Annotated in this window: 18 protein-coding genes; 15 read left to right on the forward strand and 3 right to left on the reverse strand. The window is 53.9% G+C overall.

The annotated features are described in order from the left end of the window. Window positions 1-83 precede the first annotated feature (83 nt). The 5 genes from D7M11_RS29815 to D7M11_RS29835 all read left to right on the forward strand — a co-directional run bounded on the left by D7M11_RS29815 (window position 84) and on the right by D7M11_RS29835 (window position 4,393). Entirely contained in the window at window positions 84-1,355 is a 1,272-nt protein-coding gene (locus D7M11_RS29815; protein ID WP_120750928.1) for a serine hydrolase domain-containing protein, read from the forward strand. Window positions 1,356-1,474: 119 nt separating this feature from the next. Further along, the gene (locus D7M11_RS29820) at window positions 1,475-1,957 is read left to right on the forward strand and encodes a nucleoside deaminase (RefSeq protein ID WP_120750929.1); all 483 of its coding nucleotides are present in this window, start codon (window positions 1,475-1,477) and stop codon (window positions 1,955-1,957) included. 233 nt (window positions 1,958-2,190) lie between these two features. Then, window positions 2,191-2,655 (forward strand): MarR family winged helix-turn-helix transcriptional regulator, encoded by a 465-nt coding sequence (locus tag D7M11_RS29825; RefSeq protein WP_120750930.1) that lies wholly within the window; start codon window positions 2,191-2,193, stop codon window positions 2,653-2,655. Between the two features lie 89 nt (window positions 2,656-2,744). Continuing rightward, the gene (locus D7M11_RS29830; RefSeq protein WP_120750931.1) at window positions 2,745-3,518 is read left to right on the forward strand and encodes a dioxygenase family protein; all 774 of its coding nucleotides are present in this window, start codon (window positions 2,745-2,747) and stop codon (window positions 3,516-3,518) included. A gap of 17 nt (window positions 3,519-3,535) precedes the next feature. After that, complete coding sequence (locus D7M11_RS29835) at window positions 3,536-4,393, forward strand: SDR family NAD(P)-dependent oxidoreductase (RefSeq protein WP_158606899.1); 858 nt, start codon at window positions 3,536-3,538, stop codon at window positions 4,391-4,393. Window positions 4,394-4,525: 132 nt separating this feature from the next. On the opposite strand, the gene D7M11_RS29840 is transcribed toward D7M11_RS29835, so the two are convergent. Then, window positions 4,526-5,545: a Gfo/Idh/MocA family protein gene (locus tag D7M11_RS29840; protein WP_120750933.1), complete on the reverse strand. Its 1,020-nt coding sequence runs from the start codon at window positions 5,543-5,545 to the stop codon at window positions 4,526-4,528. Between the two features lie 218 nt (window positions 5,546-5,763). On the opposite strand from D7M11_RS29840, the gene D7M11_RS29845 reads away from it, so the two are divergent. The 5 genes from D7M11_RS29845 to D7M11_RS29865 all read left to right on the forward strand — a co-directional run bounded on the left by D7M11_RS29845 (window position 5,764) and on the right by D7M11_RS29865 (window position 12,180). Then, window positions 5,764-7,173, forward strand: a complete 1,410-nt coding sequence (locus tag D7M11_RS29845; protein WP_120750934.1) for an RNA-guided endonuclease InsQ/TnpB family protein — start codon at window positions 5,764-5,766, stop codon at window positions 7,171-7,173. Window positions 7,174-7,369: 196 nt separating this feature from the next. Further along, window positions 7,370-8,350, forward strand: a complete 981-nt coding sequence (locus D7M11_RS29850) for an AraC family transcriptional regulator (protein ID WP_120750935.1) — start codon at window positions 7,370-7,372, stop codon at window positions 8,348-8,350. A 299-nt stretch (window positions 8,351-8,649) separates the two neighbouring features. Next, window positions 8,650-10,359: an ABC transporter ATP-binding protein gene (locus D7M11_RS29855; RefSeq protein ID WP_120750936.1), complete on the forward strand. Its 1,710-nt coding sequence runs from the start codon at window positions 8,650-8,652 to the stop codon at window positions 10,357-10,359. A gap of 211 nt (window positions 10,360-10,570) precedes the next feature. Continuing rightward, window positions 10,571-11,572, forward strand: a complete 1,002-nt coding sequence (locus tag D7M11_RS29860) for an aminoglycoside phosphotransferase family protein (RefSeq protein ID WP_120750984.1) — start codon at window positions 10,571-10,573, stop codon at window positions 11,570-11,572. Between the two features lie 317 nt (window positions 11,573-11,889). Beyond that, window positions 11,890-12,180, forward strand: a complete 291-nt coding sequence (locus D7M11_RS29865; protein WP_120750937.1) for a hypothetical protein — start codon at window positions 11,890-11,892, stop codon at window positions 12,178-12,180. A 301-nt stretch (window positions 12,181-12,481) separates the two neighbouring features. On the opposite strand, the gene D7M11_RS29875 is transcribed toward D7M11_RS29865, so the two are convergent. Next, window positions 12,482-12,721, reverse strand: coding sequence for a helix-turn-helix domain-containing protein (locus tag D7M11_RS29875; protein ID WP_338042521.1), 240 nt, complete (start codon window positions 12,719-12,721; stop codon window positions 12,482-12,484). Between the two features lie 670 nt (window positions 12,722-13,391). On the opposite strand from D7M11_RS29875, the gene D7M11_RS29880 reads away from it, so the two are divergent. Beyond that, on the forward strand, window positions 13,392-13,592 hold the full coding sequence (locus D7M11_RS29880; protein WP_120750939.1) for an aspartyl-phosphate phosphatase Spo0E family protein: 201 nt from the start codon (window positions 13,392-13,394) through the stop codon (window positions 13,590-13,592). 65 nt (window positions 13,593-13,657) lie between these two features. Here D7M11_RS29880 and D7M11_RS29885 read toward each other — a convergent pair whose 3' ends face one another. Then, window positions 13,658-14,497: an AraC family transcriptional regulator gene (locus D7M11_RS29885; protein ID WP_158606900.1), complete on the reverse strand. Its 840-nt coding sequence runs from the start codon at window positions 14,495-14,497 to the stop codon at window positions 13,658-13,660. 265 nt (window positions 14,498-14,762) lie between these two features. On the opposite strand from D7M11_RS29885, the gene D7M11_RS36985 reads away from it, so the two are divergent. From D7M11_RS36985 to D7M11_RS29895, 4 genes are read left to right on the forward strand one after another with little or no spacing between them, the layout of a single operon-like run. Beyond that, a complete protein-coding gene (locus D7M11_RS36985; RefSeq protein WP_193556317.1) occupies window positions 14,763-14,918 on the forward strand; it encodes a hypothetical protein in 156 nt (51 codons plus the stop codon). Between the two features lie 41 nt (window positions 14,919-14,959). Then, window positions 14,960-16,744 (forward strand): hypothetical protein, encoded by a 1,785-nt coding sequence (locus D7M11_RS36580; protein ID WP_158606901.1) that lies wholly within the window; start codon window positions 14,960-14,962, stop codon window positions 16,742-16,744. Between the two features lie 50 nt (window positions 16,745-16,794). Beyond that, window positions 16,795-21,717 carry an Ig-like domain-containing protein gene (locus D7M11_RS29890; RefSeq protein ID WP_158606902.1) on the forward strand — a complete coding sequence of 1,641 codons (4,923 nt, stop codon included), beginning with the start codon at window positions 16,795-16,797 and terminating at the stop codon, window positions 21,715-21,717. Window positions 21,718-21,765: 48 nt separating this feature from the next. Next, complete coding sequence (locus D7M11_RS29895) at window positions 21,766-23,100, forward strand: ABC transporter substrate-binding protein (protein ID WP_120750942.1); 1,335 nt, start codon at window positions 21,766-21,768, stop codon at window positions 23,098-23,100. Window positions 23,101-23,130: the final 30 nt, after the last annotated feature.

Here is a 23,130-nt window from a genome sequence, read left to right on the forward strand (position 1 = left end):
ATAGCGGAAAATTCTCGCTCCATCCGGACGGTTTGTGCTACTCTGGGCTTATGTCTATGAAATAGAAGGAAGGGGCACGACCGATGCAAACGATGCAATTGAAGCTCGAAGCTTATATCCGCGATTACTTGCAGCTATGGGACTTTTACGGCGTCATTCAAGTCATCCGCCAAGGCGAAGTGCTGTTCGAAAACGCGTACGGTTATGCCAGTCTGGAGTTCGGAATCCGCAACGAGATCCGTTCCCGTTTCTCGCTCGCGTCCGTCTCCAAGCAGTTTACGGCTTTCGCGATTATGCAGCTGTATGATGCAGGCAAGCTGGACATCGACCGTTCCGCCCGTTTCTATGTACCGGCGGATATGCCAATCGACGAATCGATTACCGTACACCATCTGCTGTCGCACACCTCCGGCTTGTACAACTACTATAATTTCGAAAACGATTTTTTTGCCGGCTATAATAGAACGGATTACTCGCGAGACGATTTTTTCCGGCACTATATTAATAAGAAGCCTTCCAAGCCCCCGGGGCTCGTCTACGATTACAATAATTCCAATTACAATCTGCTGGCGTGGATCATCGAACAGGTGTCCGGCGTGTGCTATGCGGATTACATGCGCACCCATATCTTCGAGCCGCTTGGCATGACGGACAGCGATGTGGACGACGGCTGCAAGCCGATCCAGAACCGGTCTTGCAATTATGCGAAAGACTTCGATAAAACCGTCAAATGCCCGTATTATAACGAAAAATTCAGCATAGGCGCAGGGGCGATCGTGTCCAACTGCGATAATTTGTACAAATGGTTTATGTGTTTACGGAATCGGAGACTGCTGTCCCCGCAGGCGTACGCCCGTTTTTTTCGCGTAAATGAAAATCGTTATTGCTATGGGCTGGAGCATCACCGCGTTTACGGCACCGACTGTTATTCCCACGGAGGCGATCATCTCGGCATAAGCACGTATGTGCAGCACTTTTTCGACGAAGATCTGTGCATCATCATCCTGTCCAATAACGAAACGATTCACCAGTACCGGCTCGGCCAGGCCATAGCAGATATTTTGCATCATGTCGAGGTGGAAGCCCCCGTAAGGCACAAGGAAGTTCCCATGAGCGAAAGCGAGCTTGAGATGTACTGCGGAACGTACTTAAAACGGAAAATCGAGGTGGAAGTTCATAGTGGCAAGCTGATCTTTACTAGATTCGCCGGCAATCTCCATATCGAGCTTTATCCGGTAGGCGAAGGGGAATTTGTCCGCCGCCACAGCGACCAGCTTCATCCGTACAAAATAAAGCGGAACGAAAAAGGCGAGTTGACCTTTTTCGGTTATACGAGAGAGTCTCCGGGGAGCTGATAGGGTCAGCGGTTCGCATATATATGAAAAACGTATGCACGCTATATGGAACCGATCCTGTTCCTGCCAACCGGATTGTGGTAGCCTATCGTTAGACTCGACAGGAAGGGGATCTCTCTGTGATTAACGAAACCGATCTGAACTATTTAAGACGCTGCGTGCAGCTTGCCAAAACCGCTCTGGACGTAGGCGATGAGCCGTTCGGCTCCGTTCTCGTCTCGGCCGGCGGCGAGGTGCTTGCCGAAGATCATAACCATGTAGCGGGGGGAGACCATACGCAGCACCCGGAATTTGCGCTTGCCCGCTGGGCGGCGGGAAACATGACGCCGGAGGAAAGAAGCCGGGCGACCGTGTACACATCCGGCGAGCATTGTCCGATGTGCGCCGCCGCCCACGGCTGGGCCGGATTAGGCCGAATCGTGTATGCCAGCTCCTCCGAACAGCTTGCGGCATGGCTGAGCGAATGGGGGGTACCGGCTTCGCGCGTGCGGAATCTTCCGATCCAGGAGGTTATTCGCGATACCGTTGTAGACGGTCCGGTTCCGGCGCTTGCGGATGAAGTTCGCGAGCTCCACCGCCAGTTTTACGCATCGAGACGGTGAGACTGCGGTTCATTGGCTATGTTCGAAGGTTGGAATAGCGAGCCTTTACAATCGGATTCCAACCTTTAAAGTTTCCATCAGGAATCCGATTGTAAGAGCGAATGTTGATCAAATGTTTTCGCAGCAGCCGTATAACTGCGAATCTACCTCCGGTAGGTTGTAGTACAGAATCGAATTTACAACCGAACCGCAAAAGCATATAATTAACGCATCCCATTCAATTGTATATACAAATGAATGAAGGAGGTGCCGACATCAAACCGCCAGCTTCCGACTACTTACTAAGCCATTGTTTGTATTTTACCGTCGCGCGGTTTGCGAGACATATGGACAAGCTTGCCGAGCAGGCATTCGCAGCTTTGGATATTCCGCCATCATACGCCTATTTGGTCATAACGCTTCGCGATCATCCGGGCATTTCGCAGAAAGAGCTGTGCAAGAAGCTATCGATAGCCCCGTCCACGAGTACGCGATTCATAGATAAGCTGGAGAAGCAAGGGCTTGTGAAGCGAAAATCAGAAGGCAAGCACATTTTGCTGGATTTAACGGAAGAGGGTATTTCGCTGTGCGATGCAATCTATGAAAGCCTGAATCGCATCTATCTGCTCCATTCGGACATTTTGGACAAAAGTCACAGCCAGCAACTGATCCATTTGCTTCACGAGGCAAGCGAGCGGATGGAAAAACACTATTCCTAGAGAAGTGTGCAGCATGAGCAAGTATGGAAAGCAAATACGTAAGCGATAGGCATTACCGGTTTCACTTCCACGAATAGAGGAGCGCGTTTATGATTCCTTCCTTATTTATTTCGCACAGCTGGCCGATGCTGGCGCTGGAGCATAACCGTTATACGGAGTTTTTGGAGCGGCTGGCGGCCGCTTATCCGGCGCCGAAAGCGATCGTTCTTTTTTCCGCGCATTGGGAAAGCGAAGTGCTCACGATCGGCTCTAGCGATGACGTGTTCGAAACGATCTACGATTTCGGCGGTTTTGCTCCCGAACTGTATACGCTGAAATATCCGGCGAGAGGTTCGACCGCTATAGCCGCGGCGGTGCGCGACGCATTCGGCAGCAAATCTATAGAGGCGCGGCTGGACTCCCGCAGAGGGCTCGACCACGGAGTATGGATCATATTGAAACGGATGTTTCCGGAAGCGGACATCCCGGTTGTTCCCGTATCGGTCCATCCGTTCCTGCCGCCGGAGCGGCAGCTCGCCATCGGCGAGGCGCTTCGCGGCTTCGGCGATGACAACATTTTCGTCGTTGGCAGCGGCTCGATCGCGCACCAATTCGGCTTCGGCATGGACCCGGCTATGGTGAGACGTAAATCGATGGAGTTCGAAGCCTGGATTATCGAGAAAACGGAGCAGCGGGATATCCGCGCTTTGCTGGATTACCGAAAGCTGGCGCCTCATGCGTCGTTCGCAGTTCCCCGGCCGGAGCACTTCGTTCCGCTGCTTATTGCGCTTGGAAGCGGAGGCGACGCTGTCGAACCGAAGACGTTATACCGGGAACAAGACGCCGAATGGTTCGGCCGCGTGGCGTTTCAATTTTATACATAAGGGAGGCAGGAGTGGCGATGAACACAAGCGGGAAAGTATGTCTCGTTACGGGAGCGAGTACAGGGATCGGCAAGGAAACGGCGGTGGGACTGGCGAAAACTGGCGCGACCGTCGTTATGGCGGCAAGAGACGCGAGCCGCGGCGAAGAAGCGAGAGCCGATGTGATCCGGCGCAGCGGCAACCCCAATGTGGAGCTGCTGCTTGCCGATATGACCACGACCGGCGGCGTCCGCTCATTGGCGAACCAATTTTTGAGCCGGCACGACCGGCTGCATGTGCTTATCAATAACGCCGGCGGCGTTTTCAAAGAGCATCGCAAAAATGACGAAGGCATGGAGCTGACATTTGCGCTCAACTATTATGCTCCATTTCTGCTGACCCATTTGCTGCTCGATACGCTTAAGAAAAGCTCGCCGGCGCGGATCGTTCAGGTCGCCTCCGAAATGCAGGCCAAGCGTCTCGATATCGCGCAGTTGACCGATCCGGTGCCTTACAAGGCGATGCAGGCTTACGGAACAGCCAAGCTGGCTGTCGTCATGTTCACATACGCACTGGCCCGGGAGCTGGAAGGCACGTCCGTGACGGTTAATGCGGTTCATCCCGGTGTCATATACACGCCGCAGTCGGCGCGGATGGCCCCTTCGTTTTTGCGGCCGCTCATGAAGCTATTCATGTCCGATCCGGTGAAAGGGGCGGAGCCTTCCGTCAGGCTGGCTGTCGATCCGGCGCTAGAAGGCGTGTCGGGCCGATATTTCAAGCAGTTGGCGGAAAAGCGTACAGGAGCGTTTTCGTATGACTGGCAGCAGCAGGACAAGCTGTATACACGGAGCTTGGAATGGGCTTTTTCGCCCGGCAAGGTGCAGACGCATTTATGAACGAGTGAGGGGGTAGTTAGTTTTCCCCTTAAGCCGAATCGAGAGCGATTGGAAAGTTCCAACCGCTCCGATCGAGCTCCGGCTACCCCGGTTAGACGAACTCGCCGGCATATTCCTCCAGGCCAAGTCCTCTCAGATCCGCCACTTTACCGGCGAGCTCCGCTTCGTACAGCCGCCATATGACCCGCAGTCCTTGCAGACTGCCGGGTCCGTCGGTGAGGGACGCTGGCCGGTGCGGATACATTCGAGAAAATGCTCCGTTTCGTATTGCGTCTTTTTGCCGGGTAAATTGTCCTCCATCAGTACGCGGGTTTTCGACGATGTGTCGAGATTCGCTTGCTCCGCCGCGATGTTCGAGTGCAAATACAGCTTGCCCTCCGCCCGGTTGTACTCCAGCATGCCTTCGGTGCAGTGGATATGGATGCTGTAGCCGAGCCTCGTCCCGCGCGCCCCCCACGTGCCGAAGTGGTAGCCGACGGCGCCGCCTTCGAACTCGATCGCGAGATCGCTCGTGCCTTCACGTTCCATCCACGGCGTACCGAAGTTAGTCCCCAAATGAAAGCCTTTGATGGGCCGACCGAGAAACCAAAGCATCAGATCGATATAGTGGCAGCCATGGCTGAACAACTGGCCTCCGCCAAGCTGCGCTGCCGATCCGACCCAGTGGCCGGGCGGAAACTTCGTAAACTGCTCGGTCCAGATCGACATATGAAAAGCTTCCCCGTACGTCTTCGCCTCGACGAGCCGCTTCATTTCCTGAACGATCGGCCAGAAGCGGACTGGGTAAGCAGTCATCAACACGAGCCCTTTGCTCTCGGCCTTTTCAATAAGGCTCAGACACTCTTCTTCCGTGTTGCAGAGCGGCTTCTCCATCAGCACATGCTTGCCCGCCTCGAGGCAGGCGAGGCCGATCTCGCTATGCAAATCGTGAGGCAGCGCGATCAGCACCGCGTCGACATGCTCGAGCAGCTCCTTGTAGTCGGTTACCGCGACGGCAGCTCCCAAACGCTGAGCCGCTGCCTGTGCGCGCGCCGGATCGAGATCGCACACGGCCGTAACCTCCAAACGATCGCCGAGCGCCGTAAGTCCGCTGGCGTGTCCGCCGCCCCCCATTCCGCCGCAGCCTATTAACCCGATTCGGATTTTACTCATATGCGCCACCCTCTCCTGAACTATTTCAATTTGACAATCTATGAAATATCGTCGAGAGGACGCCCTCTTCAAACACCGAAGGTGCTAAGGGGGTGGTGAATTGGCGATATCCTTGAAATACCTGTAGCAGATCTGATCACTTGCAGTCCTCTCCCATTGTTCAAACATTTATGATAAAATGGAATGGAACGTATGTTTGGTTTCGTGGAGGTGATTGTGTGTCAGAACCAACCTACCGAACGTATCAAGTTTGGATCAAGCCCGGTCATCGGCTGTATGCCTACTCGGAACGATTGTGCCGAGAAGCGAAGAACTTGCATAATACCACCAACTTTTATATTCGCCAAGTGTTTACAGCACTTCGGCAAGATGAGCCTCTTCAGCCCCTGCAACAACAAGTCCTGGACACGTTGCAGGCGAACATCGGCTTGATGAACGAACGTCAACGGGAAGCCCACCGGAAGAGACTTCGGAACCAACTTCTAAAACCGGCCGACCCGCGTAAGGACTCCCGTTGCTGCTTGTTCGAGTTGTGGGCACGTGCCTCTCCTTTTGTGAGTTATGCTTTTCTGGATTGCCTGTTCAAGGCGATGGAACAACCGGATTACCGGGCACTGCCTGCACAATGCAGTCAATCGGTGATGAAGGGTGTATACGCCAATTGGTCATCCTTCTTCGCCAGCATCAAGGATTATCGCGTTCATCCGGACAAATACACCGGGAGGCCGCATATTCCCGGCTACACCCGTGCCAAGGCGAAGGAAGTCATCCTCACCAATCAGGATTGCAAGATCAAGGACCGCAAATACCTCAAACTCCCCCTGACGAAACAGCGGCTCAACATCGGCAAGCTTGGATGCACGGACGACCTATTGAAGCAGGTTCGCATCCTTCCGAAATACGGACAGTATGTGATGGAACTGGTCTTCGCCTGCCTGACCGAAACGGCGGATGTCAAGAAAGAGCATGTACTGGCGATGGATCTGGGCATCGATCAGCTTGCAACCCTCGTCACAAATACGGGCCACAGGCCGGTATGCGTGAAGGGCAAGACGATCAAAGCGGTCAACCAGTACTACAACAAATGGAAGGCGCATTATACCGGGATTCTCCGTCAAGGGAAGCAGCCGCAGGAAGGCGCCCATACGTCCAAGCGATTAGAGCGTCTGCACTTGAAACGCCATCGGAGAATCAAGGACATGTTCCACAAGGCGAGTCACTACATCGTCAGGTTCGCTGCCGAGCAGCGGGTCGGAACGATCGTCATCGGCTATAACCCGGGGTGGAAGATGGAAACGGGTATGGGGCGACGCAACAACCAGTCGTTCTGCCAGATCCCGCATCAGATGCTCGTATCCATGATCCACTATAAAGCCGCGGCGCTTGGCATCGAGGTGATCCTAACCGAAGAGGCTTACACCTCGAAAGCCAGTTTCCTGGATGGCGATCCCTTGCCCAAGTATGAAGAGGGCGTCGCCAGAACCTTCTCGGGCAGGCGGATTTGCCGCGGCTTGTACCGAAGTCGGAGCGGCTTGATTCATGCCGATGTGAACGCCGCCGCGAACATCATGCGCAAAGTATTCCCAGAGGCAATTGCCGATGGGATAGCGGGGTTGGGCGGTATTTAGTCCGTCAACGTGTCAACTCCACTGATGAAAACCATCTTGTAAGGTACAAGGGTGTCCAATCAGAAACCCCCACTTCAACCGAAGCGCTAGCTTAGGTAAGTGGCGGGAGTATTCATGAAATATAATAAGTGCAATTATGACGCATGGCTTTGCGGTTCAGGGCTAATAGTTTGCCATTTCGGTCGGGGGGATTGTGATGGATAGTTCGGATCGTCCGAGATATGTGCTCGGAGAAGAGCTTGCTATTCGCAAATTGGTCACGTTTTATTATAGAGAGATGTCCCGGCAATTTTACACCAGCGGGGAGAAGCACGATTTTTGGGAATTTGTTTATGTCGATACCGGCGATCTGGAAGTATTTACGGATTCGGGGCGGCATCATTTGACGCAGGGCGATATGATTTTTTACAAGCCGAACCTGTTTCATGGGGGCCGGGCGCTGAACAGCACCGCGCTGAATCTGATTATTCTCTCGTTCGAATGCGCCGCGCCGTGTATGGCTTTTTTCGAGGACAAAATGTTCCGCCTGCATGAGAACGAGAGGCAGCTGCTGTCCCGCATCGTCCAAGAAGGGCTTCAGGCGTTCGATCCGCCGATCGACTCGCCGCATATGGCAGGCCCTCCGATCAAGCGCGACGGAGCGGCCTTCGGCACGGACCAACTAATCCGAAACTATTTGGAAATATTGCTTATCCAGCTTATTCGCAAAGGGGAAGAGGGCAAGGAGGCGGTCAAGATGACGAGCGTATCCGCCGAGCTGGAAGGGGACGATTTGATGCAGTCCGTCATTCGCTACATGCGCGATCATATCGCACAGCCGCTCAAATTCGATCAGCTGTGCGAGCAGTTTACGATCAGCCGGACGCGAATGAAAGCGCTGTTTCGGGATAAGTACGGAATGGGTGTGATGGAATATTTCAACCGGCTCAAAATCGAGCAAGCGAAACGACTCATCCGGGAAGAGCAGGCAAACGTATCGGAAATCGCCGAGCGGCTCGGATACAGCAGTCTCCATTATTTTTCGAAGCAGTTCAAGCGAATCATCGACATGACGCCTTCCGAATACGCCCGCTCGATCAGCGCTCGTGCGCTGCGTTTACGCGGCAAGCCGCGCGAACCGTCCGATCCGGAGGTTGGGGCAGAGGCGGAGCACCCCGGGAGAATTCCGGTTGAGTAACTTCGGGCGACGGCTTATAATGAGAACATACTCCAAATCGAGGTGAACAGGATGGCAATCCGGATCGTTCGAAGTATATAAGTTTCGGGCCGGGGATCAACGCGTGCCGGCCAACAAGGGGACAGTCTGCCCTTTTGCGGAAACTTATAGCTTCAGGCGGTCTCGATTGGCATCTTACTTACTGAAAGCCAAGGGACACTGTGTTCAAGACAAAGACGGGAATCGAATGGCGATTTCACGTTGGGTGTCCTGCGCCTTCCTTTGGCTTTTTTTCATCTTGATTATGGGGGAAACCTATCATGCTGCAAGCCTGCTTCCATCTGTTCAAACGGATGATAGTCTTATATATTTTGCTCGGCATACTCATTCAATTTTGTAACGCATTTGGCATTAAAGTGTTTCAGGAACTGCTGGACCGGGCAACAATGGTCGGTCCGTTCAACGAGGTGGCGCCGCTTATCGCGATTTACGGCATACTGCTGGCAAGCGCTACGCTGCTCCAATACGCGATGGAATACCCCCATACGTATTTAGCGAACGGGATCGCGGAGAAGCTGAAGCTTATGGCGCTGTCCAAAGTGTCGAAAATCGATTACGCCGCCTACCGGAACACCGGGACGGGAGAAATGATCAAAGTGATCGAAAATGGCGCCGATGCCGGGATGAAGATCATTCACTCCTTTTTCTTGAGAATGCTGCATGAATTGCTGCCTTCGCTCCTGTTCGGAATGTTGTTTATAAGCCTTTACGACAAAAGGATGATGCTCGCGATCGCGGTTGGTTATGTCGCCATCTTCTTGATCAACCATGTGCTGTTGCGTCTGCTGTACAGTATGAAAACGTCGCTCCTGGACAGTCAGGAGAAGCTGTCCAAATACTCGATACGCGGCTTTATGGAACTGGTCGTATTCCGGGTCAACAAGCGGTACCGGAAAGAGATCGAGAGGCTGCACGAGACGGCGGATGGCATGGTTAAGCTTAGCGCCCGAATCCGAGTGATTCACGAATCCTTTTTCGCCCTATTTGCGCTGCTGGTGACGGTGTTGAAAGTGGCGATTCTCGTTTATGGCGTCAAACGGATGTTGTCCAGCGAATCCTCCATCGGCGTCACACTCGCTCTACTCCTCCTGATCGACCGGGTGTATACGCCTGTGGCAATCTTTAATGTCCTTTACGTGGACTACAAGCTGAACCGGGTTGCCTATAAGCGGCTCGAACAATTTTTGCAGGCGCCGGAAGATGCGAACCTGGATAGCGGAATGGAGGTCAAGGCGCTGAGCGGGACTATCGAGTTCACCGACGTGACGTTTGATTACGGCAACGTCAAGCTGCTAAGCCCGGTATCGTTTAAGATCCCGGCAGGTAGTTCGGTTGCGATCGTAGGGCTAAGCGGAAGCGGGAAGTCCACGATCGTCAAGCTGATGCTGGGACTTCTGAAAAAACGATCGGGAGCGATCAGGTGGGACGGCATCGAACTGGACGAGATCAAGCTGAACAGCTTGTACGGCCATGTATCGTATATATCGCAGGAAGCGCCTATTTTTGATACGACGATTCGCGAAAATATGCTGTTTGACGATCGGATGCCGGATGAGCAGGTTTACGACATTTTGGAAAAAGTGCGGCTGAGCGAAAAAGTGCAGCGTTTGCCGGAGCGGCTCGAAACCGTCGTCGGCGAACGTGGAATGAAGCTGTCCGGCGGCGAGAGACAGCGCCTGGCCTTCGGCAGAATCATCGCGCAGCAGCGAAACGTAATCATCCTCGACGAACCGGTATCGGCGCTGGACAACATAACGGAGAAGGCGCTGATGGAGCAAGTTTTGCAAATGTTTCACGGCAAAACCGTCATCATTGTCGCGCACCGGCTCTCTTTCATAAAAGGGGTCGATCGCATCCTGCTTATAAAGGACGGGGAACTTGTCGGCGAAGGCAGCTTCGAACATTTGATCGGCCGCAGCGACTACTTCCGGCAGCTTTGGGATCGGGATGGGGACCGGGGCGGTCGTTGAGGTTTTAGAGAGTTAATAATGGAGTGCAGTGCTGTGTGGTGGCACCCGGAGCTTTTACGATAAATTGGCCTATAATCAAATTTTCTATTGGTTCCTCACAAAGGGTTATGTTTAACTGTAGGTAGACCATTTTCGGATATGATATAAACGATTGGAGGAACTCATACTGAATGAGATAAAAGCCGAAACGCTGACTCAGATTTTAAGCAAAATGCTTGATACAACAATACGCGGCGCCGATTTCCAAACCAAAACCTTACATGGCGGTACAGTGGGCGGCGTACAGCTAATAACGGGTAATGCCCAAACCACTGACGGCAGGAAGTTACCCTATAAAATCGTTTTAAAAACGCAGAAGAAATGGCAGCGCTACAGCGATCCCGATTCATGGCGCAGGGAATATGACTTTTATAAATCCAATTTCGGCGCTCTGTTCTCCGAATCCTTCCGTTGGCCTGAATGTTATCACGCCGAGATGAATGAAGAAGAAAACGAAACGCAAATCTGGATGGAATATATCGACGGTATATCGGGTGTAGACTTGACCGGCGATATGTATGAACGCGCTGCCGAGGCATTAGGACGGTTTCAAGGCAAGTTATATGCCGAACAGCCGGCTTTTTTACAAAACTTGACCAATCTGAGCAAAGCGGAGTATATGAAGAACTTCTATCTTCATTATCGGTCATGGAAAAGAGTGTACGATTATATACGTTCCGACGATTGCGAAATTCCGAAACACTTATGTAGCATGCTCATCGACATTGATGATAGCGCAGACGAAATTATTAACCGTATTGAAAAGCTGCCTATTGTGCTGTGCCACAGGGATTTTTGGGTGGCAAACCTGATCCATTCCAACGGTAAAACCATACTCATCGACTGGGATACCGCTGGGTGGGGCTATTTAGGTGAGGATCTGGCAAGTCTGATCGCGGACGAAGCCGATGTGGAACATATGGTTGAATACTACCGCAGATGTATCCCGGCGTATTACAAGGGTTTTTCGGAATATGCGGATTTTTCACACATCACGGATAACTGCGTTTATGAGATGATTCTACTGATGTTCGGGTACAGGCTTGTAGAGTGGTTTATGAACGCGGAGTCGGGAAACAAACTCCAAGAAACGGACGATGAAAAAACGCTTCACATCCAAACCCTGCAAAAAATCTATGAGATAAGGAACGAACCAAGTCCCGAGAGCCCATAGGATCAAGACTGGAGATTCCCGAGCTGTAAAAAGAGGAACGAGCAGATTGAAACCTGTAAAGTCTGCCAGTCCGTTCTCCCCGGTTAGTAACGGGGAGTTCGTTTTTTTTGATAAAACTATAGATCTCCAGCAACTTCCGAACTTGCTGTGTCCAATCGATTCGGGGGCTGGGTACGAACGGCTGTATGACGCTAGCCTGTGAGCGCTCCATAAAGATGAAGATACTGCACGTCCCGTTCCTGACACGCTTGCTGTCCACTCAATTCGCTTGTACGCACACATAAAATAATTCACAAGTATTAGGGAAGGTTTCTCTCATGCTAAGTTTGGAAGCTGAAGTGCTATTGTTTAATGGGCAAGATGGTGGAATGAAGGTTGATGGTTTTTCGGGAATGATGGCGTCTTTTAGTGTTAAGGGTGAACTAATTGCTTGTAAAATACTTAGTAAAAGCGGAGACAAGAAAATTATGCGAGGAACCAAAAATTCTGTAATTATACAACTTCCTTATGGTGAAAACTATAAGGAACACATTACTCAAAACTATGAATTTAAATTAAATCACGGAGGGCATGTGTTCGGGGAAGGAAGGGTTCTGAATGTTTTATGAAATTTTGATTTGACGATTAGGACCACAATGCGACTAACCATCGTGTTGTGTTTTTTTGTCTTCGCGACAAGTGATAATGCCATAGGAAATAATCAGAACAGATTGCTGTGAAGGAGCATGAAACCGGGCATTTGGAGCGAGGAGCCTTTCAGCAAGAAGAGGATTAATTGCGCCGTGTGGTATAACAGATTCAACCGGCTGTAACCGTGCGGAGCGAACGGTTGAGCAGCAGCCAACTCAATATGGCATGAATCCATCATATTCTAGAGTTGAACCGCTAGTGGTGTCTAGCTGGCGGATTCTAAGAACGTTTTTTGGGAGGTGGATAAGGCGTTTTTTGATCCGTTCGGCCCAGCAAATAATCGATACTTGTTTGATGAAAATCGGCTAATGCAAATAAGAGCGGGGTCGGAATGTCTAGCTTCCCGCGTTCGTAATCACTATACGTTCGCTGTTTGCAATTAAGATATTTGCACAGTTGCTCCTGTGATAAATCCTTGTCTTCACGCAAATTCCGTATTCGTTCATATACCACAAGCACTCACCTCAAGATGAGTATAGATCAGTGGATAATCCACTCTTTACTTTTAGTGTGTTATCCACTAGAATTTCTTGTATATGCATTAAAAAGAAGTAGAGCTTCCGTTGGAGGTACTGTTGAACTGGGCGGCATGCGTCCTTTGAAGGGGAATGAAGGATAGGGTCCTGCCCAAATGATGGTTTTTCGGGAAAGGACAAAAGGAGATGTTTACAACGAACCATGTCAAAATGGCGGTCCAAACCGTCCTTTATCTTAAACGGGAACAGTTGGGACTTACATACGAAGATATACTTACCTTGGCGAATGAGATTGCGCGTTACATTCTGGATTTCCATCGGATCGAAGCTGAGGCCATAATGGAAACCGATGGTTTTGTGGAATAAAGGGACGCGAGGAGCGATAAGACAACTGTCAACACGACAATTGCTGGACATGCTTGAGGCCGCACAACATTCGAGCGTAAACCAGCCCTAAAAAGAATGTTTGGTGAAGTGTAGCAATGCGTTATTGTGTCTACGAGTAAACCGAACAACGGGAGAATGTTCTTTCGTTTATATACACGAGTCTCAGCGAAGTGGCTGCAGCTCTTTTTCTCCTGTTTTATTAAGTGCAAAACAGAGGCGAGTATCCCGTCGTTGCGTGAAGCACACAGGGAGGAGAACGCAGAATCGTGGGAAGAGCCGATGAACTTCTGAAGCATATTGAAATCGTTCGCAGAGAACTGAATGAACAAGCGCTGCTTTATGGTCTTCAGAGCAACGAGGTTCTTGAAAAATCAAAGGAATTAGATCAACTAATGAATGCCTATCAATCAGAGGACATGAGGGAGTGCATGGATTCAAACATGAGATCTCCATATTTTTCATTGTGATCGTATAAGTCGTTCGGGGACAATCCCATTTTACTTCGGCAAACAACCCCCCCCCCCCCCCCCGATCAATGCCGCTCGCGGTATGCCCTCGGCGACAAGCCCGTATGCTTGCGGAAAATGCGGCAAAAGTACGAGAAGTTGGGGAAGCCGATACGCTCGCCGATCTCCTTGATCGGCGTATTTCCCGTTTTCAGCAAAAAACAAGCTTCCCGGATGCGCCGGGCCGTAATATGCTCGGATATTTTGCTCCCCGTAGCTTCATGGAACAGTCTGGACAAATGGTACGGCGATATATGGACAAGGGCCGCGAGCTGCTCCAGCGTAAGCTCCTCGTGAAAATGCTGATCGATCCACTTCATAACGTTCTCCGCATAATGGTTTGCTCTTAGGGAGGGGGAATTCGCGGCCGCCGGGTCTAGTGTGTTCCATATCCAGTACAACGATTGCAGCACGGACTGGATGAAGAAGGTGAGCTGCTCGGACTGCTCGTCTTTTACGCTTCCGCCAAACAAATACTGTTTGCCGTGATCGAACAGCTGATCAAGCATCGGATGCCGGACGATCTGGACCGGCAGCTTTTCCTTGCATAGATACTCGAAAAAGCGGTGAAATTGCGGATATGGCTGTAGCCGATTTTCCATATAGTACGGGTCGAAGATGAGCACGGTTCGCTCGTAGTCGCTGTCCAGATCGGGCTCTACCCGGTGCAATTGAAAGGGTTGAAACAGCAGCAGCGTGCCGGGACCGACTTGGTGAATCCGGTTTTCCATGACGATCAGGAGCGACCCCTGGAAGACATACAGAAATTCCATCCCGTGATGCATATGGAACGTATCGAAGGGTCCGCGGGTAGTCCTGTACGCGTATTTAAACTGGCTTTTGTTCAGTTCGTTGAAAAATCTCATGATTCGCCCCCAGGCTTCGAAAGATAGCAGAAAATATGAGGTGCGCGAGAAGCCGATAAGCCCAATGCTTTTGTTTCTATAGTAACGTAATTGTTCCTCGATGCGAAGCTTGGATTGGGTCGAAACCATCGACAAATGCCCGTTCTGCGGCAGAAAAGTCGACAAAGATCGTCAGGGCGTAGAAGAAATAATAGAAGTACAGCGCAACAAATGAACATTTTACCGCAAAAAAAGAAAACATGAAGAGAGCGCTTTCTGGTAACATATGGGTTGCAAGAACGTAATGGGACCGATAGGCTCCCGGCGTCTGGCTGGAAGCGAGACGCAGTTGCCGTCGGGAATCGCAGTAAACGACGGAACGGAGGCGCAATTGGGGGAACAGCGTTATTATTTAGAAAGCGGTTACAAGCTTGTTGAATAACAAACAAGGGACCAAGCGATTACTCCAGAAGGAGGCATACGATGTCGTTATTTTCATCTTACGCAGGACGGATTTTGCAGGAACGGTTTACCGCCTCCATCGACTCAACCGAGTGGGACGAAGGTTTGATTCGCACCGATGGTCCGGGGCATACGCGGGCCGTGTCGAAGCTGGAGCGGACGCATGCCGGACGGCCGACGGCGGCGTATTACGCAGCCGCCATTTTGTGCGGCGAGCTGAACGAAGCGTTCGGCAGCGACATTTTGCAGGCGCTGCGCTCGCTGCAAATCGCCGATGAGACGAGCACGTACAACGGCGCTTTTTTGTGGTACCGGGAGGAGACGCAGGTCAGCGACTCAAACGCGGCGTTTTTTACGCTTATGCCGCTTGTATGTCTTGCGTTGTGTAAGCCAGAGGCGATTCCGGCCGGACATCGCAAGCAGCTCGAGGAGATGATGCGTCTGGCGCTGCGCTGGTTTGCCCGCGAAACGGAACATCCGAGCCTGTACTACCCGAACAAAATCGTCAGCGACGGCGCCTTGTATATGGCGATGGCGCATCTGCTGGAGGAAAACGGCCATTACGAGAAAGCGGTGCGGTTTTTCGAGCGCTGGAGCGCCTACACGACCGATCGAGGCTGGGGCTGGGGGGAAAATATTAGTCCCGGTTATATCCGGATCGTAGTGACCGGACTGCGTCTTGCCTGCCTGACTTTGCGTGAGGAGCATGCCGGGCTGCGGGAGCGGTTGCAGGCTCATATGGATACGCTGCTGTCCTACAACGCGTTCCACGGCGATCATGAATTTGTTCCGGCGATCCGCAGCTACAACTTTGAGGGCCACACCCGGCAGAGCAGTCTGATGCTGAGACTGGCCGGCGTGATCGATTCCGATTCCGCGTTGCTTTACCGCAAGGAAGGGCTGTGGAACTGGATCAATTTTTATTTGCTGTTCGAACGGGAGCTGGAGCTTCCGCCGCAGCAGGCCGCACAACCCGTACCGCGCGAGCGGAAGGAGCATGTGTTTGACGGCAGCTACGCGACAAGCTGGATCGGCCATCACGGGCGACTGGGCAGCCTGAACCGGTTTCCGGTTATCCCGGGCTCGTACCAATGGCCGACCTGGGGGCTGGCTTGGCAGACGTTTCCGGTTTCGTTCAGCGTAAATGAGGAGCAAATTTCGTATTTGCGCTGGTTGATTCGCGAAGGAGATTACGTACGCTCGCATCCGGCCAAATCGTACGGGGATAATTACCTTAGTCCCGCTTTGTTCCGCGAATCGTATTACCCGGACATTCAATTGCGCAGCGCCCAGCACGAAAATGCGCTCGTGGTCGTACGAAGCATGAGCGGCATTCATCATGTATTTGCCGAAGCGGCTGACGAATGGATGGTGAAGCGGTTCACCGGCACGGTTACCTCGTACGAGTCGGGAGCCGGAGTAAGCTGGATTGTGCTGCACTTCGCAGCCGCCGATGTAGCGATAGCCGCGTTGAACGGCATTTCATCGGATATGCGCAGACGCGGCACGATCAAGCCGGAGGTGGAGCGGGAGGAAGATCAGCTGCGGATTCGTCAAGTGTTGTATCGCGGCGAAGAAACAGTGCATCACTTCGCCCGTCTCGAAACCGGCTGGGCGGTAGTGCATTTCGATCGGAGGCTAGCCGGGGACGAACTGCATCGGCGGTTGGACCGGCTGAGTATCACGGACCGCTCGTTCCAGGACGGAGAAGTTCCGCGCGCCGCACACGACGAGCTTCGGGAAATTCGGCTGTTCGACGGCACGGATTGTTTGACCGAGCTGCGAATCGATCCGTATACTCTGTAATCGTTAGAGCGTATCGCTTACCATACGCAATCATGGAGGAGGTAAGGCTCATGCAAGTAACTCGGTTTCTGCCGCTTGATGGATTGACCGACACAAAAGCAAGCTCATGGTTGCGTTTTCGTTATACCCTCAAGGTTATCGGTATCCTCAGCATGATATGCTCATCCGCTGCTTTCGTTTGGCAGGGAGAGCTGCAAGCTTCAGCGGCGAACAAGGTCGTCAACCCCGGATTCGAAACCGATATGACCGGCTGGAACGCGGGGGGTGCGACGATATCCAGAAGCACGGCGGAAGCCCATACCGGGAACGCGTCGGCTAGGGTCGTCCGATCGGCCAGCTATTCGGGCAATATCGGGCAACCGGGGATGGAGTTCGAGCCGGGCCAAACGTATTATTTCTCGGTAGCGGTCAAACGGGCGGAAGGCTCGGCCCAGGTCGGCCTGTATGTGAATCAGAGCGGGGTCAAATGGGGGAGTGCGAATTACCCGATTATGGCAACCGGCACGGTAGGTACGGAATGGACTTTGCTGCGCGCGATGAAAACATTTCCGACCTCGGCGACGACGCCGGACGCCGGCTATATCTACGACAACGCCCGCTTGTTCGTGCAGCACTCGCTAAGCAGCGAACCCAAAAACGATGCCGGGCAATACAGCGTCTTTTATGTAGACGACGTGATCGTGGAGCCGGCCGCGCCGCAAACCGTAACGATCACCGGCAGCGCCGGAGCCTTGATCCCGCTTGCCGGCAACGCGGCGAACAAGCTGGGCTTTACGGCCACGATGACGAACCAGATGGGCACAGCGGAGGGCATGGCCGGGCAGCCGCTTCACTGGTCGGTTATCGGCAGTCCTGCCGGCGTATCGATCGAGCCTGCTACCGGAGTTTTGTCGGTAAGCTCTGCCGCCGCAGCCGGCCCGGTAACGATTCGCGCCGAGGCGGAGGCGAATTCGTCCGCTTATGCGCAAGTATCCGTTGCGCTGTCGGCGAGCTCGCCGGACCCGGTTCCGCAGGCGCCGGTCGCTTCGAACGCGGCGATTGGCGGTCAGGCCAAGCCGGATCGCCAACTTACCGCCTCCTATGATTATGTGGACGTGAACGGCGATCTCGAAGCCGGCTCTACGCTGGCTTGGTATATCGGGGAGACGCCGGCTGGAGCTTTCGCCGCGATTCCGGGAGCGTCGACCGGCCAGTACGTGGTGCCGGCGTCGGATACAGGCAAATACGTGAAATTCGGCGTTACTCCGCGAACGACGGTGGCGCCGCTTGCCGGAACGACCGTCTACAGCGAGCCGAAACTCGTAGAGCCGGGCGCAGCGCCGACTGCGCAGCAGGTGCGTGTAACCGGGATGGCCTCGGTCGGCGAGCTGCTGACCGGCGAGTATGAGTATGCCGATAGCGATCTCGATGCGGAAGCGGGCACAGCCTACCGGTGGCTGATCGCAGGCGTGAAGGACGGACCCTATACGGCGATTAGCGGCGCTACGGGACGAACGCTCACCGTTACGGCCGCGATGCTGGAGCAGTACGTCAAGTTCGAGGTGACGCCCGCCGATATATACGATACGGGCATCGCGTATACGAGCGCCTATTCCGAGCGGATCGATTCCGGCCCCTCATCGTCCTATTACGTCGATCCCGCGCTTGGCGACGACGACAATGTCGGTACGATCACCCATCCGTTCCGCACAATACAGCGGGCGCGCGACAAGGTCCGCACCATTACCGGCGGCATGACCTCGGACATTACCGTTTATTTGCGGGAAGGCGTGTACGTTCAGTCTTACGAAATCCGCAGCGAAACGCTGTACAAAAACGACAAAACGGTGAGCGAGACGAGAAGCGTCAAAGCAAGCACGCTAACATTCGACGAACGCGATTCCGGCAAAAACGGATATTCCGTCGTATACAAAGCGTATCCCGGCGAAAGTCCGGTCATCAGCGGCGGCAGAACGATCGGCGGCTGGAGTCTGCATGACGCCTCCAAAAATATATACAAGGCATACGGCGGAGGCGATCTGGATACGCGCCAATTATATGTCGACGGCGTTCGCGCCGTTCGTGCTCGCAGCACGGGAGGTCTTAGCAACGCTACAGGCAGTGAAACCGGCCATACGACGACCGATACGTTTCTGGCAGGCTGGGGCAACATTCGCGACATCGAGATGGTGTACAAACAAAAATGGACCAGCCCGCGCGGCAAGGTCGACTCCATTACGGTAAGCGGCGGCGTGGCGAATATCGTCATGCAGCAGCCCGGCTGGTATTATATGCGCAACAAAGGCTCGACGAGCACGACCGTGCCGTGGTATTACGAAAACGCTTACGAGCTGCTCGATGAGCCGGGCGAATGGTATTTGGACCGCTCAAGCGGATATGTGTACTACAAGCCGCGCGAAGGCGAATCGATGTCGTCGGCGTCGGTCGTCGCTCCCGAATTGGAGGAGTTGATGCGCGTGCAGGGCAGCAGCCTCGATCAGACGGTCAGCCATATGAAATTTGAAGGCATTCACTTCGAATATGCGACGTGGCTCAGGCCGAGTACCGCAAACGGCCACTCCGACGCGCAGAACAGCCATATTCGTGAAAACGGCAGCGGCGACGGAGATAAGCTGATGGCGGGCGCCATTCATGTGCAAAATGCGCATGGCATCACCTTCGAAGGCAACCTCTTCAGCCATCTGGGCTCGATCGGGCTGAAAACGGATGAAGGCACCCAGGACAGTCAAATCGTCGGCAACGTGTTCACGGACATTTCCGGCGGCGCGATTGCGGTAGGCGACGTAACCGGCGAGCAGAAGGAGACGACCGATCCGCGCAAGCTGAACCGGAACAACGATGTGCTAAACAATCTGGTTTACGATGTGGGCGTGGAGTATTACTCTGCGGCGGCGATTTCGGCCGGTTATCCGGTCGACATGGACATCAAGCACAACGAGATCGGCGACGTGCCGTACTCGGGACTGCATATCGGCTATGGCTGGGCGGCAAGCCCTTCCTCGAACACCCGCAATGTACACATCCAGAACAATCTCATCTATGACGTCATGCAGAAGCTGAACGACGGCGGCGGCATTTATACGTTAGGTACGACCGGCGGCTCGGCGAGCGAGCCGGGTGTCATCTCCGGCAACTATTTGCTGCGCGACCATGACGTCGGTCAAGGCGCGATCTACTTCGACGAGGGCAGCAACTACTGGCAGGCGTACGATAACGTTGTGGAAACGGCGCCGAACTTCCTGCACATCTGGACGACAACGATTCGCGATATTGCGGTCAGCCGCACCTATACGAATACGCCCAAGCTGGTCAATAACGGCACAAACACACCGGTTACAGGTACGGTACTGAGCGAGAATGCGGAATGGCCGGCAGGAGCCTTGTCGATTATTACAAATGCCGGCCTGGAGCCCGCCTATCGCCATCTGCGCCCGGCGGAGCCGATCGCGAAGCTGTTTATTCGCGAAACCGGGCTGACAACGGGACAAACGGCATCGCTTCAGATTGAGGCTGCCTTGTCGGAACGGGGAGCCACGGTTGATCCGGGGGCGTTTACGATCGCGTTTGCAAGCAGCAATCCGTCCGTGGCGACGGTAGACAGCGCCGGGACGGTGACGGCGGTCAGCCCGGGCAAAGCGACGTTCACCGCTACCGTAAATGGCGTTCCCGTCCCGGTTATTCATGCCATCTATGTGGACGACGCCTACGCTGGTCTGACCGTCACTGCGTCCAAACCGGCGCTAATGCCGCGCCAGTCGCTTGCGCTTACGGTGACGAGCGTCACGTATTTTGGCCGGAACCGGCCGATCGACTCCATCGCGTTTACGAGCTCCGATCCGGGCGTTGCCGCCGTACAGGCAAACGGTGTAGTTACGGGCGTGGAGGCAGGCATCGCAAATGTGCAAATTACGGCGAACGTGGAAGGTAGCTCGGAAACGTTCACGTATCCCGTCGAAGTGAAGCTCGCCTTAACGGAAAATATGATCGACGAGCCTGAGTATTGGTATATGAACGGTACGGCCGAAAAGACGGCGTCGGACGGCTTGGTGACGATCCGCACGCCGAGCGGACTGGCGATGTTTCAAGGCAGACAGTATGGCAGCGAACTGGAAAGCGTGCAGATGACGATTAACGACACCGGAGGCTGGCATGCCCTCGCCTTCCGGTCGCAGCAGGACGACCAGTCATACAGCGCGACGACGAACGAGACGTACTTGTTCGTGTTCAGCCCGACCGCGGTGGAACTGCATCGTTTCAACTTCGGGACGCGCACCGTCTTGTACGGCAATGTGGCCGGCTATACGCCGCTGATCGGAGGGGCGCTGCCAAACGCCTACCTGACTTACGGCAGCAACCATCTCGTCCAATTCGGAGCGATCGACACAGCGGGGGGCGTACGGATTGTGCTGAAGATAGACGGGCACACGGTAATCGATGTCGTCGATTCGTACGCAGGCTATATTGCCGATTCGGGCTACGTCGGCTTATACGCCCGCACCGGCTCGATTACGCTGCGCGATCACAAGCCGGAAGCGCCGCTGGCACTCCGGTACACATCCCGCTCGGCAAACTCTGTCGATCTGGCGTGGGATCCGCATCCGGCTAGCGTAGGTACGGTGACTTATACCGTATACGGCGGTGCAAATACCGTTGTGGGCAGCACGTATGGAACGACGCTGACCGTCTCCGGTCTGGAGCCGGCTTCGGCCTATACGTTTCGCGTGTACAGCACGAACAGCTACGGCTATGTTTCCGAAGCAAGCCTGCCGTTGACGGTAACGACTTTGCCGCCGCAGGCCGCCAAAGAGTCGCTTGCGGATCAAGGCCGGCTTGTGCAAGCCCCCGGCGAGGAGAGAGAAGGTCAGCGCTTACCTGCTAACCGGGCTTTCTCCGGGCAAGCCGAAGCCGCTCCGAATCGGGAACAGGAGCATAGCCGGCTCGCGGCAACCGAACGGAAGGGACCGCGGGCGTAACCAGACGGGTTCAAACCTATTAAACAATCAAACAGGGGGAATCTCAAAATGAAACGGACATGGAAGCAAGCGGCAACATGCTTGACGGTACTGACAGCGGCTGCGCTCGCCGGTGCATGCGGCGCTAACGGCACAGGCACCAAGGCTTCGCAATCGGGAACGGAGCCGGTTCAAGAAGCGAAAGCGCCGGCGGTCGATATGACGAAGCCGATTACGCTGACGTTTTTCAACAATGCGTCGAATGAAATTTTCGAGCAGGAGATCGGCGCCCGTCTCAAGGCAAAGTATCCGAACGTAACGATTAAGACGGTCGGCAACGGCTTTACGCGTTCGAACATGGAGAAGCTGCTGGCGGCCGGCGAGCAAATCGATCTGTTCTGGATCGGCTTCCAGGAAAGCATCGCCGACATGAAGGAACTGGGTCTTGCGATGGACCTCGGCGAGCTGATCAAGCGGGACAAGTATGATTTGACGCGCTTCGACGACAGCGCGCTCCAGATGGTGAAGGATCAGGCCGACAAAGGCGAAATCTATGCGCTCCCGTGGCAGGTTGGCTCGGCGGTCCTGTTCTACAACAACGATCTGTTCGATAAATTCGGCGTCGCGTACCCGAAGGATGGCATGACCTGGAATGAAACGATCGAGCTGGCGAGAAAAGTGACGCGCAGCGAGAACGGTGTACAGTATCGCGGACTCGATATCGGACTCGTTCGCCATTTTTATCAGCAATATGCGCTGTCGCCCTACGATCCGAAAACGGGTAAAGCGACCTACCTGAGCGATCCGCGCTGGAATAAAATTATGCAGTTCGTCAAGGAGCTGTACTCGATTCCGGGCAACCGTCCGGACAAAATCGCCGAGGACCGCGCAGGCTTCATGCAGCAAAAGGTCGTCGCCATGCTGCCGTGGTCGGCCTACTTCCAGCCGTTTCTGGGCGCGACCGGATTGAACTTCAATATTGCAGCGCTTCCGGTGTTCGATGACGCCAAAGGGCAGGGCGTTTCTCCGGCTGCTTCGATTCTGATGATGAACCCGAAGACGAAGTACAAAGACGAGGGATGGGAAATTCTGAAGTTTCTCGCCTCCGACGAGGTCGAAATCGGCAACAGCCGTATCGGCTTCCCGCCGGCGATCAAGCTGCAAGCGGCCAAAGACCAGTTCGGGGCCGACCTTCCCGGCTTCGAAAAGCTGAATATGAAGTCGGTCTTCTACAACAAATTCACGGCGCAGCCGGTCATCAAAGGCGAATTCCATTCCGCGGCGATCAAACCGTATGTGCCGATGATCCAGAATGTCGGCGGCGATAAATCCGATATTAACACGGCTTTGCGGGAAGCGCAGGAGGCGGCGGAGAAAGCGATCGAAGAGCTGAAGTCCAGATAAGCGGGTTTTGCTCCAAGAGCGGAAGCAGAC

The organism is Paenibacillus ginsengarvi, assembly GCF_003626695.1.
GTDB classification, from domain to species: domain Bacteria; phylum Bacillota; class Bacilli; order Paenibacillales; family NBRC-103111; genus Paenibacillus_AB; species Paenibacillus_AB ginsengarvi.